Raw genomic sequence first — 15466 nt, forward strand, 5'->3', positions numbered from 1 at the left:
CAAACTTTGGCAAGAGCGACTGCTCGCCGCGCACGTTTGCGCGAGCCATGCGGCGCTTGAGCTGAAAAAAAGGGGGATGATTATGGATACTCTGGAGCAACGTTATAAGCTTCTGGAGCCCGATATCACGATCTACGGCCCGCAGGACGATGTGGTCCGGCCGGCGGTGGTCTTGTTTCACGGCTGTGGCGGTATGCGGCCGCACGTTCATCTCTATGCCGAGGCGGTGGGGGCCTTGGGTATCCGCGCCTATGTCGTCGATTCGTTCAAGCCGCGCGGCTGGGATCGCAACTTCGCTGTTACCCTGATCTGCAGCGGCGCCGTGTTGCAGGGCTATGAGCGGTCGGGCGACGTGCTGGCCACCCTGTGGGGCCTCAAGCAATCGGGCCGGGTCGATATGTCCCAGGTCATTCTGGCCGGTTTCAGCCATGGCGGCTGGTCGATCATGGACCTGATGACCGAACCCCTGACCAAGTCGGGCGAAGCGAAGATCCAGGATCCGGATCCGTCCCTGGCCGACAGTGTCGCCGGCGTCTTCCTGGTCTATCCCTATATCAATTTTCCGGCCCGTTCGAACCGCCACAAGTGGGTGCGGGCGCCCAAGACCTTTGCCGTACTTGCCGACCGTGATCACCTGACGCCGATCAAACATTCCGGCAAGATTTTCCGCAATATCCAGGCCGGCGGTGCGGCGGTGGAAACGCTGGAGTTGGACGCCAGCCACGCCTTCGACGAGCAGGACAACAAGGGCATGATCATGCATTTCTCCGAAGAAGCCATGCATCTGTCGATGGATGCCCTGGTGCGGTTTGTCCAGGCGACCTTCGCTCTGGCGCCGGATCAGCCGGTCGCCATGCCGGCCATGTAGCATGCTGGAGACGCTCAGCCAGCGCTTCGAACGGCTTATGCCGCATGTCCAGGTCTACGGACCCGCCGATGCCGTGCCGCGTCCGGCGGTGCTGGTTTTCCACGGCTGCGGCGGTATTGCGGCGAACCTGGCCATGTACGCGCAGCGCGCCGTGGCCCTGGGTGTCAGGGTCTACGTGGTCGATTCCTATACACCACGGGGGTGGAGTCGGAAGTTCGGCGCCAATATGGTGTGCAAAGGCTTTTATTTGCGCGGCTATGAACGCTCGGGCGATGTCCTGGCCATGTTGTGGGGTTTGAGTCAACGTTATGAGGTCGATCCGAAGCGCCTGATGCTGGCCGGGTGGAGCCACGGCGCCTGGGCGATCATGGACCTGATGACCCAGGCCCTGGCCACGCCAGGCGATGCGCGGCTAGCCGATCCGTCACCGAAGTGGCTGGACGGGGTGAGGGGGCTGTTCCTGCCATATCCCTATATCAATTTCCTGGCGCGGTCGGTGACGCGGCCATGGCATCACAAGCCGCCAGTGTTTACAATCCTGACCCTCCGCGATCACCTGGCCAATTATCGCCAGTCGGTAAAGCTGGTGGAGGGACTGCGCAAACAGGGTGTGTCGGTCGAGACCATGACGCTCGATTCGACTCACGCTTTTGATGAAGAGGGCATCGATAAGACGCGGATCATGCGCTACGACGAAGCCGGGTTTGTGTCGACCCTGGAGGCGTTTGCGGATTTCGTGCGCCGGATTCTGGTTGAGGTGTGACGGCTCGGGCGGCTACGCTGGTTGTGTAAGTATTTGAGTGTACAGCTATTTTCAACGCGGAAAGCGCGGAAAAGACGGAAAGACGCGGAAATTTAGGTTGGCGCCTCTATCGCGCGAAGAGCATTTTAATGTCGAATGAAGGCCCTTCGGGCAGATGTATCTCACCTATCCTTTTTCTGTGTCTTTCCGACTTTTCCGCGCTTTCCGCGTTGAAAATTACTGTAAATTCAAATAATTATGCTGCCATTGTAGCCGAACGCCGTTAATTCTGATGCCGAATTACATCTTCATGTGGTCGTGGCTATCGGAAATGTCTTTTTTGGCCAGGGGCGTGTTGGAGACCGGCATGGACAGGGTGACCGGGCCGGCTTTTTCGAAAGTCAGTGTGACATTGACAATCTGACCTTCCGTCGGGCGGGTGGTCAGAGGCGTCAGCATGATATGATTGCCACCCGGCGCAAAGGTCAGGGTCTGGCCGGGCGCGATGGGGAAACCGCCTTCGGGCTCGGACATTTCCATGGCGTCGCCCTTCATGACCATTTCATGCAGGGTCGCCGTGCCGGCGCAGTCGCAATGGGCCGAAACCAGGCGGTCCGCCGTCGTGCCCTTGTTCTCGATCTTCACATAAGCGGCGGTGGCCGGATTGTTACCCAGGGCGGCGCGCATGGCGTAGTCGGTCATGACCAGCTGGCTGGCGGTCATGACGCCACTGACGTCGCTGTAGGTGCCGACAGTGGTCTTGCGGGTCTCGACTTTGTCACAGGTGGTGAGGGCAAGCAGGGCCAGAAGGATTAGAGCCTTTTTCATGGTGCGCGTCCTGTCTAGCCCCACAAGCCGATGATCTTCTTGACGTCCCTGACCACCGGTGCGGAGGCGGTGCGGGCAGTTTCGGCGCCGATCGTCAGTACACGGTCGATTTCCACAGGATCGGCCAGCAACCGGCGCAGTTTGTCCGAAATCGGCGCCATCTTGTCGACTACGACCTCGGCCAGGGCCGGCTTAAAGGTGCCGAAACCCTTGCCGCCGAACTGATCGAGCACGGCCTGGGCCGAGACTCCCGAAAGCGCCGCGTAGATGCCGACCAGGTTCTTGGCTTCGGCGCGTTCGGCCAGGCCGCCTTCGCTTTCGGGCAAGGCATCCATGTCCGACTTGGCCTTCTTGATCTTCGAGGCGATGGTGTCGGCGTCATCGGTCAGGTTGATGCGCGAATTGTCCGATGGGTCGGACTTCGACATCTTGGCGGTGCCGTCACGCAGCGACATGATCCGTGCCCCCGGGCCCTGATACAGGGTTTCGGGGATCGGAAAATAGTCGGCCTTGTAGTCGTGGTTGAACTTCTTGGCGACGTCGCGGGTCAGTTCGAGGTGTTGGCGCTGGTCCTCGCCGACCGGCACGTGGGTCGCCTTGTACAACAGGATGTCGGCAGCCTGGAGCACCGGATAGGTGTATAGCCCGATCGAGGCGCGTTCCTTGTCCTTGCCGGCCTTGTCCTTGAACTGGGTCATGCGGTCGAGCCAGCCCAGGCGGGCGACGCAGTTGAACAACCAGCACAGCTCGACATGGCCCGGCACGGCCGACTGGGCGAAGATGGTCGACTTGGCCGGATCGACGCCGGCAGCCAGGTAGCAGGCGGCGATCTCGCGCGTCTGGGCCAGCAGGAGGGCAGGGTCCTGCCACACCGTGATAGCGTGCAGATCGGCGATCATATAGAAGCGCGTGGCGTCCAGCGCCTGCATGTCGGCGAACTTTTTCAGCGCGCCGAGATAGTTGCCGAGGTGCAGCGAGCCCGAGGCCTGGATGCCGGACAGGATGCGCATACCGGTGTTCATGGTCATATTTTTATCTGCGCCGCAGCGCCGCCTTCAGTTCAGCCGGCTTTACCGCGCCGGTCACAAAGAGAAGGGCGATATAAAGGAAGAGGCCGGCAAAACAAACCCCCACAACGGCGATTTCCTTGACCAGGTGCGGCACGACCTGCGCGATGACGCCTTCGATCAGCGGGCGATAGAAGGAACAGGCAGCGAGAAAACCGGCCATCAGCCCGCCCGAAATGCAGATCTTGGTCAGGCCCGACATGGTCTTGGTGGTCGGGCGCCAGACCTTGCGGCGGTAGAGGCTGACCAGCATGAGCAGGACATTGGCCCAGGCGCCGGCAGAGGTACCGATGGCCAGGCCCGGCACGCCGATAACGTGGAACAGGCTGACACCGACGCCCAGATTGACGGCGACATTGACCAGCGCGAACTTCATCGGACCGAAGGTATTTTTGCGAGCGTAAAAGGCAGGGCTCAGGATACGCGTCAGGACGAAGGCCGGTACGCCCCAGCCGTAATGCAGGAGGGCGTCGGCCGTGCTGCGGGCATCATGCAGCGAAAAAAGGCCGCGTGTATAGAGACCGTCGATCAGGAAGAAGGGTATGGCGACCAGGGCGGCGGCGGCCGGCAGTGTGAAGGCCATGGCATAGATCATGGCGTCGTCCATGGTCTTTTGTGCTCCGTCCTGGTCGCCGGACTGGACGGCGCGCGACAGGGCCGGTAGCAGGGCGACGCCGATGGCGACTCCAACCAGGCCGAGTGGCAACTGGTACAGGCGGTCGGCGACATTGAGCCACGAGCGCGCGCCGGGCACGGCCGAGGAGAAGGCCTGGGAGATGAAGACATTGATTTGCGTGGCCGCAGCGGCCAGGGCGCCGGGCACGGCCAGGATCATCAGTTTGCGAATATCAGGAGTCAGGCGCGGCATGAAGCTGAGGCCGATGCGGGCGCCGGTGCGGCGGACCGCCCAGATCAGCAGGGCCGCCTGCGCGATACCCGCCAGCAGGATACCGCCGGATGCCCACCAGGCGGCCTGGACTGGGTCCTTCTGTGGCAGAACGACAGCGAGCATGATCAGGTTGAGCAGGGTCGGCACGGCGGCGGACACGACAAAGCGGCCACGCGCGTTGAGAACGCCGGACAACAGGGCGACGATCGCCATGCATGGCAGGTAGGGCATGGAGATCTGGGTCAGGACGATGGCCAGCTTGAACTTCGCGGGATCGCTGAAATAGCCCGGATTGATGATGTGCATCAGCCATGGCATGGTCAGCTGTGCGGCGATGGTCAGCACGATCGTGGCGAAGGTCAGGGTGGCCATGGCGTCGCGCGCCAGGCGGTCGGCGGCTTCGGGGCCTTCCTGAACGAGAACGGCGGAATAGGAGGGCACAAAGGCAGCCGTAAAGGCGCCTTCGGCGAAGATGCGCCGGAACAGATTGGGAAAGCTGAGCGCCGTATAGTAGGCGTCGGCGGCGATATTGCTGGAAGCGCCAATGACGGCGGAAATGACGACGTCGCGCGCGGCGCCCATGAACCGGCTGAGCAGGGTAAAGACGCTGTTGATCAGCGAATTTCGGACGAGACCGGAGGGCTTTGAGCCGGACGATGTTTCGGACACGGGGGTACTCTGTGAGGACGTTTCCGTTTAGGCCTGTGATGTTAAGCTTGCAAGGACTTATGGGTTAACAGGCCGTGGTGTGTACCGCACGGTTCGGCTCCGTCGCGAGTCCGGGTCCAGGGTGCTTGCACCCTGGCTACCTGGCAGTCGAGGCGCGGGCCTGGGCGATGGGCTTTTTCGTCTGGCCCTGGGCCGGTTGGTCGAGCGCCGCCATCAGCTGCTTTTTCAGCGATTGCTTTTGGGCCGAGGTCAACTGCGATTTCTTGAAGTGGTCGACAACATAAAAGGCGTCGACAGCGCGTTCGCCATAGCAGTCGATATGGGCCGAGGCGATGTCGAGGTGCGCCTTGGCCATGACACTGACCAGGTCGGCCAGAAGGCCCGGGCGGTCGCGGCCCGAGACCTCGACAATCGAGACATCGGCATTGCTGGCATCGTCGAAGGCCACGGTCGGCGCAATGGCGAAGGCGGCGGTGCGTGACGCCATGGATGAGCGATAGGTGACGGGCGGCGGCAATTGCCCCAAGGCCGCCTGTTCCAGTTGCTGCTCGGCCTGTTTGCGGCGCTGTTCGTCGTCATGGCCGAAGGGCAGGCCCTGGCCGTCCTGAACGTAAAAGACGTCGAGGGCATGGCCGGTTGAAGACGTAAACACCTGGGCGCCGACGACATTGGCGCCGAGATTGGCAAAGGTACGCGCCAGGTCGGCAAACAGGCCCGGGCGGTCGTCGGCAGAGATCGAAAAGGCGGTGGCGTTGCGGCTTTCGTCGATGCGCGCCTTGGCGGCCGGTTCGGAATCGAAGGTCGACCAGACCAGGGCGGCGTGGCTCTTGATGTCTTCGGGTGCAAAGGAAAACAGGTAGGATTCGTCCATTGTGGCCAGCCAGGCGGCCATGTCGTCATTTTTTTCGCTAAGCGCGACACGGCGGGCTTCGGCGCGTTCACTGAGGTCCTGCTGGACCTGGGCGGCCGCATCGGAACCGCGTCCGCCGCGGAAGGCGGATTCGGTAGCGGCGACCAGATCGCGCATCAACTGGCCTTTCCAGGCATTCCACACACCCGGTCCGACGGCGCGGATATCGGCGACGGTGAGGATCAGCAGCAGGCGCAGGCGTTCCGGCGTCTCGACGATCTGGGCAAAGGCAGCGACCGTCTGCGGGTCGGAGACATCGCGTTTCTGGGCGTAGTCGGACAGGACGAGGTGGTGACGGACCAGCCAGGCGACCTGGTCGATCTTCCAGTCTTCGAGGCCTAAGCGCTCGCAGGCCTTGCGCGCCGCGATCTCGCCGCTGATCTCCTGGCCGAACTCGCCGCCCTTGCCGGTATCATGCAACAGCATGGCCAGGTAGAGGCTCTCCTTGTCGACCAGTTGCGGCATCAGGGCGCTGGCCAGGGGGTGCTCGTTCTTGTAGCGGCCGGTATCGATGCCGTGGATGATGTCGATGGCGCGCAGGGTATGCTCGTCGACCGTATAGGCGTGATACATGTTGAACTGCGTCTGGGCGACGATGCGGCCGAATTCCGGGATATAACGGCCCAACAGGCCGGTTTCCGACATCATGCTCAGCGTCTTGTACGGATTCTTGCCGCGGACCAGCAAATCGAGGAACAGACGGGCGGCCTCCGGATGACGGCGCAAGGACGGCGTGACCAGTTTGAGGTTACGCGCAATGGCCGTGAAGGCGTCGGGATGCAGGTCCAGTTCGAGACGGTCGGCCATCTTGAACAGCAGGAACATGGCGACCGGCGACTTCTGGAAGATGTCGGGGCTGTTGACGCTGAGCCGGCCCTGGGTGATGGCGAAACCCGGATGGTCGGCCTTGGTCAGGTTCATCAGACCGCTCTGGATCATGTTCGACAGGCGGGCCAGGGGCTTGGCCTGATTGGCTTCCAGCTTGGTGCAGAAGGTGCGCGTCAGGGCGCCGATTTCTTTCGAGGTGACGAAGTAGCGGCGCATGAAGCGCTCGACATTGGGCTCGCCGAAGCGATCGACAAAGCCCATGCGGCGGGCAATTTCGGGCTGCAGGTCGAAGCTGAGGCGGTCTTCGCCGCGTCCGGCGGTGATGTGCAGCAGGATGCGGACCTTCCACAGGAAGTCGAAGGCGCGCATGAAGATCTGGCGTTCCTGGTCGGTCAGCAGGCGATCGAGAACGCCCCAGGAGGATTTTGCAGGAAGCGAGGCCGGTTTGGCGGGTTGCGCGGCTTCATTGACCACGCGCGGTTTCGGCTCGGCGCTGGCCAGATATTTGGCGATCCAGAACAGGGTATGCAGGTCGCGCAGGCCGCCCTTGCCTTCCTTGACATTGGGCTCGACAACGTAGCGCGTCGCGCCGGCCTTGTAATGGCGGGCGTCGCGTTCTTCCAGCTTGGCGGAGATAAAGTCGAACATGTTGGAACGCAGGCCTTCGGCGGCGATGCGGTCTTCCAGTTGCGCGACCAGGTCCTTGTCGCCGGCGATATGGCGGCGCTCCAGCAGAGCGGTCATGATGGTGTGGTCGTTGCGGGCGTATTTGATGACTTCGTCGATCGTACGCGACGAATGGCCGACCTTTATGCCCAGGTCCCATAAGGTATAGAGAATGAATTCGATGACCGATTCCGAGTGCGAGGTTTCCTTCCAGGCGCGAACGAACAGCAGGTCGAGATCGGAGTTGGGGGCCAGTTCGCCACGGCCATAGCCGCCGACCGCCATCAGGCTGAGGCGTTCGCCTTCTGTTGGGTTGCGGGCGCGGTAGACGTGGGTGAGAGTAAAGTCCCACAGCGCCGAGACGATTTCGTCGGCCGATTTGGAGATGGCGCGGGCCGTGCTGATTCCGCCCTTGTGATCGTCGACATCGGACAGGATGGCGGCACGGCTGAGGTCCCAGGCTTCCTTGAGGATGGCAACCGCGCGACGGCGCAGGTCGGAAGTGTCGCTGCTGGCGTTTTCGAACGCCTGGGTCAGGGACTGACGCAAGGCGCGGCCGTCTATGCGGTAGCCGGGCGCGGCCGGATGGGTCAGGGTCAGCATGGACAGGCTTTTTTACCTCAAGCGCAAACCGAGTGGGCGGTTAAGCTGCGCGTTCTGAATATATTATGACTAAGCGTTGGTTGTAGCCAACTTGTGTAAATTATAGATAACTTCCAAGGCTTCTTTGGGGCTTAAATCGTCCGGATTCAGCGATTTCAGCAGGGTTTCGGCCTTGGATGGCGCGCGCGAGACGGGTTCGACCGTGCGCTGGTGCGAGAACAGGGGAAGGTCGTCGAGGCGCAGATTGGTCTGGTTGTCCTCTTCAAGGCGGGTCAGGATATCGCGGGCGCGGGCGACGACACCGCCGGGCATGCCGGCCAGGCGCGCTACCTGGACGCCGTAAGAGCGGTCCGCCGAGCCAAGCCTGACCTCGTGGAGGAAGATCAGTTCGCCATTGTGCTCGCGCGCCTGGAGGCTGAGATTGTTGACATGTTTCAGGCGCTTATCGAGCTGCGACAGCTCGTGATAGTGGGTGGCGAACAGGGCGCGGCAACGCACCGCATCGTGGAGATGCTCCGTACACGCCCAGGCGATGGCCAGGCCGTCCCAGGTGGCAGTGCCGCGGCCGATTTCATCGAGGATGACAAAGGATTGCGACGTCGCCTGGCTGAGGATGGCGGCCGTTTCGACCATCTCCATCATGAAGGTCGAGCGGCCCTGGGCCAGGTCGTCGCCGGCGCCGACGCGCGAATAGAGGCGGTCGACGGCGCCCAGGTGCATGGCGCGGGCAGGGACGTACAGTCCGGCCTGGGCCATGACGATCAGCAGGGCGTTCTGGCGCAGGAAGGTCGATTTACCGGCCATGTTGGGGCCGGTGACGAGCGACAGCCGCGCCGTCTCAACCCCGCTGGCGTCCAGGGCTACGTCATTGGGCGTGAAGGGCTTGCCCTGGGCCTTCAGGGCGGCGCAGACGACCGGGTGGCGGCCGCGCGAAATCTCGAGCCGCGACGACGAATCGACCTGTGGGCGGACGGCGTCGAAGTCTTCCGCCCAGGTGGCGTTGGCGCAGGCGACGTCGAGGGCGCAGATGGCATCGTGGGCAGCCTGGATCTCGGGCGCTACGCTGCGTACGGCTTCGCGCAGGCGTTCGAACAATTCCAGCTCCATCGCCAACCCTTGCGCCGCCGCACGCTGGATGCGACCGTCGAGATCGACCAGTTCGGTGGTGACGAAACGGACCTGGTTGGCCAGGCTCTGGCGGTGGATGAAGTGTTTCTGCGTGTCCTGGGCGACCAGCTGATCGGCCAGTTTCTGCGACAGCTCGATAAAATAGCCCAGCACATTGTTGAACTTGATGCGAATGGCGATGCCGGTCTCGGCCGCCAGGCGCTGTTCCAGGGCCAGGACAATCTGGCGGCTGTCGTCGCGCAGGGTGCGCATCTCATCGAGTTCGGCGTCGAAGCCCGGACGGATAAAGCCGCCGTCGCGCAGGGACAACGGCGGTTCATCGGCCAGGGCGCGCTCCAGTTGGCGGCACAGCTCGGCTACCGGTGGTGATGGGATCAGCGCCGTCAGGATGGCGTCAATCTCGGCCGGGGGCGGTTCCAGGGCTGCAGCATGGGCGGTGTCGTTGAGCGTGGCGGCCAGGGTTTCGCCGACACTCAGGCCGTTCAGGATAACCTGGAGATCGCGCGGACCGCCGCGGTTGAGGCTGAGGCGCGACAGGGCACGGGCCTGGTCGCTTAAAGACCGCATCAGGTGGCGCAGGGCGATGCGGGCGTCGCGGCGCGGCAGCAGCCAGTCGATGGTGTCGAGGCGGGCATTGATGGCGTCGGCGTGGAACAGCGGACGGGCCAGGCGTGCGCCCAGCAGGCGGCTGCCGCCCGAGGTGACGGTCATGTCGAGGGCGGCAATCAGGCTGCCTTCGCGCTTGCCCGTCTGTGTCCGGTCGATTTCCAGCGAACCGCGCGTGGCGGCATCCAAGCTCAGATAGTTGTGCGAAATGATCCGTGCCGGCGGTTTCAGGACCGGTCGCTTGCCGGCCTGGGTGACGTCGATATAGGCCGCCAGCATGCCGAGCGCCGACAGTTCGGACGGGCTGAAGGCGCCGAAACCGTCGAGCGTGGCGACGCCGTACAGTTTCAGCAGGCGCGCCTGGCCGGCCGATGGATCACTGAGCGAGGCGGGCTGGGGCTGCAGGACGCCGCCATATTGCTTCAGCAGGCCGAAGACGGCCTCATCCTGCAACAGGCGGTCGGCGACTAGGGTCTCGGAGGGCCTGAGCGCCGAGAGGTGGGAACTGAGGGAGTCGGGGTCGATTTCGAGGCATTCGACCTCGCCGGTCGACAGTTCCACCGAGGCCAGGGCCATGGCGCCACCGCGCGACGACAGGGCCAGCAAGCGGTTGGCGCCACGGTCTTCAAGCAAGGTGTCTTCGGTCAGGGTGCCGGGGGTGACGACGCGGACGACGCCGCGTTTGACGACCGACTTGGAGCCGCGCTTCTTGGCCTCTGCCGGGTCTTCGAGCTGGTCGCAGATAGCGACACGAAAGCCCAGGCGGATCAGTTTGGACACATAGGCGTCCAGGGCGTGGGCGGGAACGCCGGCCAGGGGGATGTCCTTGCCCTGGTAGGTGCCGCGTTTGGTCAGGGCAAGGGACAGGGCCTGGGAGGCGGTGACGGCGTCTTCGAAGAAGATTTCGTAAAAATCGCCCATGCGAAACAGCAGCAGGGCATCGGGATGTTCGGTCTTGGTGCGCAGATACTGCGCCATGACGGGTGTCGCGCCATCGAGGATTTTATCAGAATCGGGCGACTCAAGGTTTACGGGAGCGTTCATGGCGCGACGTTAACGATTCTTAACAGGTGTGAGAAGAGGGGCGGACTTCAACGCTCAAAGAAGATGTGCATTTTTTCAGCTCAAACGCCGCGTGGCTCCTCGCATAAGGCTCGGGCGGCCGCTTGGCCTTGCCGAACGCTTAGCGTTCGGAGTTTCGGTGGATCACGATTTTAGAACAAAATGAGAACAAAAACAATTGGACACCGGGATTGATCGCGAAACGCGCTCTTAAAACCACACCTAGCGTCAAGTTCGGCTATTAACCCTAGAAAGTTAGGGTTCTCCCACGGTTGTCGCTTTATAAAAGCGCGCGTGTGCTCTAAAAGAATTGTCCAACAAAACCATAATGATAGTATAATATGCCAACCGAAAAACAGACCTTCAGCGACGACGAAGCCCTTTACCTGCACCAGTATCCGGTGCCGGGGAAGATAGCGCTCATGCCCACCAAGCCGATGGCAACACAACGCGACCTGGCCCTGGCCTATTCGCCCGGGGTGGCCGTTCCTGTGCGCCGGATCGCCGAGAATCCCGAAGCCGCCTACGACTATACGGCCAAGGGCAATATGGTAGCGGTAATATCCAATGGTACCGCTATCCTGGGCCTCGGCAACCTCGGCGCCCTGGCGTCCAAGCCGGTCATGGAAGGCAAGTCGGTGCTGTTCAAGCGTTTCGGCGATATCGACAGCTTCGATATCGAGGTGGCGACGCAGGATCCGAACGAATTCATCACGGTGGTCAAGAACATCACCGGGGCGTTTGGCGGGATCAATCTGGAAGATATCAAGTCGCCTGAGTGCTTCATCATCGAAGCCGCCCTGCAGGACATGGCCGATATTCCGGTCTTCCACGATGACCAGCACGGCACGGCGATTATCGCGTCGGCCGGACTGATCAATGCGCTGGAAATCACCGGCAAGCGGATCGAAGACGTCAAGGTGGTGCTGTGCGGCGCCGGCGCGGCGGGTCTCTCCAGTCTCAGCCTGATCAAGGCTTTGGGTGTGCGGCATGAGAATACGACCGTGGTCGATATTCATGGTGTGGTCTATGAGGGCCGCAAGATCGATATGGACCAGTGGAAGTCGGCCCATGCGACGCGCACCAACAAGCGCACCCTGGCCGAGGCTATGGTTGGCGCCGACGTGTTTCTGGGGCTGTCGGCCAAGGGCGTTCTGACGCCGGACATGGTCGCGACTATGGCCGACAAGCCGATCATCTTCGCCATGGCCAATCCCGATCCGGAAATCACGCCGGAAGACGTTGCCAAGGTACGGACGGACGCCATTGTTGCCACCGGCCGCTCGGATTATCCGAACCAGGTCAATAATGTTCTGGGCTTCCCCTATATCTTCCGGGGCGCCCTGGATGTGCGGGCGCGGCGGGTCAATCACGAGATGAAGCTGGCCGCCGCACGGGCCCTGGCCCAGCTGGCGCGCGAAGACGTGCCGGACGAGGTCGCCGCTGCCTATCAGGGCCGCCATCTGAAATTCGGCCGTGACTATATCATTCCGTCGCCGTTCGATCCGCGGCTGATCTGGTATGTGCCGCCGTTCGTCGCCCAGGCGGCGATGGATACGGGTGTGGCGCGCAAGCCGATTGCCGACATGGACGCCTATCGCAAGACGCTGGAGCAGCGGCTGGATCCGTCGGCGGGCTTCCTGCAGACGATTACCTCGGCGGTTCGGTCACGGGCCTCGAAGCGCATTGTCTTCGCCGAGGGTGAGGATATTTCGGTCATCCGCGCAGCCCATGCCTTCAAGCAGGCGGGGTTGGGCACGCCCATCCTGTGTGGGCGGGAGAATTTGATCCAGGCCAATATGCGGTCGGCCGGGCTTAATCCGGAAGAAGAAGAGATCGAGATCGTCAATGCGCGTTTGTCGCATCGCCGGGACGCCTATGCGCAGCTGCTGTATTCGCGTCTGGCGCGGCAGGGCTATCTGAAGCGCGATGTCGAACGGCTGATCAATCTGGACCGCAATTCGTTTGCCGCCGCCATGCTGATATCGGGTCACGCCGACGGGATGGTGACGGGCGTGACGCGGGCCTTCGACCAGGCGTTCCAGGACGTGATGCGCATCGTCGATCCGGCGCCGGGCGGACGGATCATGGGTATGTCGATCGTGCTGGCGCGCGGCAAGACGGTGTTTATCGCCGACACGACGGTGGCGGAGCTGCCGTCTCCGGAAGAGCTGGGCGATATCGCGATCGAAGCGGCCATGGCGGTGCGCAGCATGGGCCATACGCCGCGTGTCGCCTTTATGAGCTATTCCAATTTTGGCAATCCGTCGGGTGAGCGTTCGGACCGGGTGTCGAAGGCGGTGCGGTTGCTGGAGCAGCGCGGAGTCGATTTCGAGTTCGAGGGTGAGATGTCGCCTGAGGTCGCTTTGGAACCGGCGAAATGGGTCAATTATCCGTTCCAGCGTTTGACGGCGCCGGCCAATGTGCTGATCATGCCGGCCATTCATTCGGCCTCGATCTCGACCAACCTGATCGAGGCTTTGGGCGGTGCGACGGTGGTGGGGCCGTTGTTGCTGGGCCTGTCGAAGCCGGTGCAGATCTGTCAGCTGTCGGATTCGGTCAGCAAGATCCTGACCATGGCGACGTTTGCGGCGTATGATATTCGGGCATCGGCGAAGGGGTAGCGCTGTAGAGTATTGGGGTGAAGGGGCCCGAGGCCCCTTCTCTTGAAATAAAAAAGCCGGCTCGATCCCCCTTTGGGGGTCGGCCGGCTTTTTTAACTTAAGGCGAGGGGTCACGACCCCTCGACCCCCGTTACTCGACGGTGCTTGGCTCCTTCCGCCGGAAATACAGCCAGAAGCTCATGACAATCGCAAAACCCCCGATCACCACCGTATAGGCAAAAAAGGCAAAATACCCAGCCCCCATGGCCGCCACGCTAACGCCCAGCTTTTCCGCCGCCTTGACATAGGCGTCCGGCGTCAAATGCGTCATCAAACCCTTGAACACCGCGCTGAAGCCGCCATTGTCGGCCGCCTGGGCGCTGGCCTCGACGATACGGCCCGACTGCGAGCCGACCAGCTTGCCCAATATGGCGTAGACACTGGAAAAGAGCGCATATTGCAGGGCGGTATATTGCGGGCTGACCAGGGTCGACATGTAGGCAATCAGAACCGTTCCCTGGATCGAAGCGGCGATATTGTCCAGGGCCAGGGCCAGGGCCAGGGCCGGCAGGCTATGGCCCGACATGGCCAGGATACAGAAGCCGACATGGCTGAAAGGCGCCACGATAGCCCCCACCAGCAACGATTTGCGAATACCCACGCGCACCATCAGCCAGCCGGAAATCACCACGCCGATCATGGTCATCAGCGTGCCGTACACCTTGCGCATCTCGCCGACCGCATCGAGCGAAAAGCCCAGGTCGATATAGTAGGCATTGGCAATATTGAGGGTAAATTCGCTGACCCGATACACGCAGATCAGGGCAAAGATGAAAAAGGCCCATTTGTCGTAACGCTTGAAAAAATCCGCCAGGGGCTCGATGAAAGCGCCCTTGAAATAGGCGCTGGGACGGGTCGGCCAGGGCAGGGGCAGACAGGACGAGACCACCCAGGCCAAACCACCGATGGCAAAGGGGATCTGCAACATCCAGCCGGTCGCCGGCGTGGTGTAGAAGAGCTTGAACGCCGCCTGGGCCTCCGGGCTGACGCCGAAATAACCTACGATGCCGTTGAGCAGGTCAGGCTTGCCCGTCAGGCCCGAACCCATGACGATACCGGCCATGACCAGCATCAGGCCGCGACCGAGCCATTCCACGCCTTCCAGGACCGGCCTTATCGCCACACCCTCGTAGTGGATGGGCCGCGGTGTATGGGGTGCCCCGCGCGGCGCCAGCCAGACCGCAATCCAGCCAAAGCTGATCATGGCGGCCATGATGGCGTAGGCCGCCGGCCAGCCTATACGGTTGGCCATCAGAAGCGGCACCATGCCGGCGACCAGAAACGCCGTCCGATAACCCCACTGGTAGGCGGCCGTCATAACGCCCAGCTCTTCCTTGCTGTCGGCCGCTTCGATCCGCCAGGCGTCGAGAACAATATCGTGGGTCGCACCGAAGAAGCCGGTCAGGGTGGCAAACAGCGCCATCTGGACCAGGTGCGTCTTGGGGTCGGTCGCGGCGATGGCCAGAAGGCTGAGAGCGATCAGCACCTGAAGGACGATCATCCAACTGCGGCGGTGACCCAGTTTCTCGGTCAGGAACGGCAGGTTAAGCCGGTCGACCAGGGGCGCCCACATGAATTTCAGCGTGTAGGAAAAGCTGACCAGGATGAAAAAGCCGATGACCGAGAGCGACACGCCATCAACGCGCAGCCAGGCATTCAGTGTGTCGCCGATCAACAGAAAAGGCAGGCCGGTTGCATAGCCCAGGCCCAGCATCAGCAAGGGTTTGGGTTTGGCGTAGGCGGCTATGGCCTGGAGCGTCGAGAGTCTTGGCTTATCCGGGGTCTCCGCCAGAGCCTTGCCATCCTTATCGGCCATATCGTCCTCCATTTGCCGGAGGACGGTACGAAGCTTCGGGCTTAAAGTCTAGAGCGCGATGGCATGCCATCTCGCTCTAGATTTTTGTTTTAACGCGCAATTTAACCGAAAAGTGCTGCAC

At 62.1% G+C, this 15466-nt stretch carries 9 protein-coding genes; 3 read left to right on the forward strand and 6 right to left on the reverse strand.

The window, feature by feature from the left end; translation table 11 throughout:
- The first annotated feature begins 82 nt into the window (after window positions 1-82).
- Together AC1DXO_RS05120 and AC1DXO_RS05125 are read left to right on the forward strand one after the other, a co-directional pair.
- A complete protein-coding gene (locus tag AC1DXO_RS05120; protein ID WP_476977019.1) occupies window positions 83-868 on the forward strand; it encodes a dienelactone hydrolase family protein in 786 nt (261 codons plus the stop codon).
- A 1-nt stretch (window position 869) separates the two neighbouring features.
- Window positions 870-1631, forward strand: a complete 762-nt coding sequence (locus AC1DXO_RS05125) for a dienelactone hydrolase family protein (protein WP_476977020.1) — start codon at window positions 870-872, stop codon at window positions 1629-1631.
- 279 nt (window positions 1632-1910) lie between these two features.
- On the opposite strand, the gene AC1DXO_RS05130 is transcribed toward AC1DXO_RS05125, so the two are convergent.
- The 5 genes from AC1DXO_RS05130 to mutS all read right to left on the reverse strand — a co-directional run bounded on the left by AC1DXO_RS05130 (window position 1911) and on the right by mutS (window position 10848).
- Complete coding sequence (locus AC1DXO_RS05130) at window positions 1911-2438, reverse strand: copper chaperone PCu(A)C (RefSeq protein ID WP_476977021.1); 528 nt, start codon at window positions 2436-2438, stop codon at window positions 1911-1913.
- A 14-nt stretch (window positions 2439-2452) separates the two neighbouring features.
- On the reverse strand, window positions 2453-3448 hold the full coding sequence (gene trpS / locus AC1DXO_RS05135) for a tryptophan--tRNA ligase (RefSeq protein ID WP_476977227.1): 996 nt from the start codon (window positions 3446-3448) through the stop codon (window positions 2453-2455).
- A 22-nt stretch (window positions 3449-3470) separates the two neighbouring features.
- Window positions 3471-5063 (reverse strand): murein biosynthesis integral membrane protein MurJ, encoded by a 1593-nt coding sequence (gene murJ, locus AC1DXO_RS05140; protein ID WP_476977022.1) that lies wholly within the window; start codon window positions 5061-5063, stop codon window positions 3471-3473.
- A gap of 136 nt (window positions 5064-5199) precedes the next feature.
- On the reverse strand, window positions 5200-8070 hold the full coding sequence (locus AC1DXO_RS05145; RefSeq protein ID WP_476977023.1) for a [protein-PII] uridylyltransferase: 2871 nt from the start codon (window positions 8068-8070) through the stop codon (window positions 5200-5202).
- A 69-nt stretch (window positions 8071-8139) separates the two neighbouring features.
- Window positions 8140-10848: a DNA mismatch repair protein MutS gene (mutS, locus tag AC1DXO_RS05150; protein WP_476977024.1), complete on the reverse strand. Its 2709-nt coding sequence runs from the start codon at window positions 10846-10848 to the stop codon at window positions 8140-8142.
- Window positions 10849-11207: 359 nt separating this feature from the next.
- On the opposite strand from mutS, the gene AC1DXO_RS05155 reads away from it, so the two are divergent.
- Complete coding sequence (locus tag AC1DXO_RS05155; RefSeq protein ID WP_476977025.1) at window positions 11208-13490, forward strand: NADP-dependent malic enzyme; 2283 nt, start codon at window positions 11208-11210, stop codon at window positions 13488-13490.
- Window positions 13491-13620: 130 nt separating this feature from the next.
- On the opposite strand, the gene AC1DXO_RS05160 is transcribed toward AC1DXO_RS05155, so the two are convergent.
- A complete protein-coding gene (locus tag AC1DXO_RS05160; protein WP_476977026.1) occupies window positions 13621-15345 on the reverse strand; it encodes an AmpG family muropeptide MFS transporter in 1725 nt (574 codons plus the stop codon).
- Between the last annotated feature and the right edge of the window lie 121 nt (window positions 15346-15466).

The sequence above is a fragment of the Asticcacaulis sp. P2_C5 genome (assembly GCF_056404555.1).

Excerpts from the sequence above, each read along its gene's own strand:
- AC1DXO_RS05120 (WP_476977019.1), top strand. The coding sequence starts at position 83 with ATGGATACTCTGGAGCAACGTTATAAGCTTCTGGAGCCCGATATCACG.
- AC1DXO_RS05125 (WP_476977020.1), top strand. The coding sequence starts at position 870 with ATGCTGGAGACGCTCAGCCAGCGCTTCGAACGGCTTATGCCGCATGTC.
- AC1DXO_RS05130 (WP_476977021.1), bottom strand. The coding sequence starts at position 2,438 with ATGAAAAAGGCTCTAATCCTTCTGGCCCTGCTTGCCCTCACCACCTGT.
- trpS (WP_476977227.1), bottom strand. The coding sequence starts at position 3,448 with ATGCGCATCCTGTCCGGCATCCAGGCCTCGGGCTCGCTGCACCTCGGC.
- AC1DXO_RS05145 (WP_476977023.1), bottom strand. The coding sequence starts at position 8,070 with ATGCTGACCCTGACCCATCCGGCCGCGCCCGGCTACCGCATAGACGGC.
- mutS (WP_476977024.1), bottom strand. The coding sequence starts at position 10,848 with ATGAACGCTCCCGTAAACCTTGAGTCGCCCGATTCTGATAAAATCCTC.
- AC1DXO_RS05155 (WP_476977025.1), top strand. The coding sequence starts at position 11,208 with ATGCCAACCGAAAAACAGACCTTCAGCGACGACGAAGCCCTTTACCTG.
- AC1DXO_RS05160 (WP_476977026.1), bottom strand. The coding sequence starts at position 15,345 with ATGGCCGATAAGGATGGCAAGGCTCTGGCGGAGACCCCGGATAAGCCA.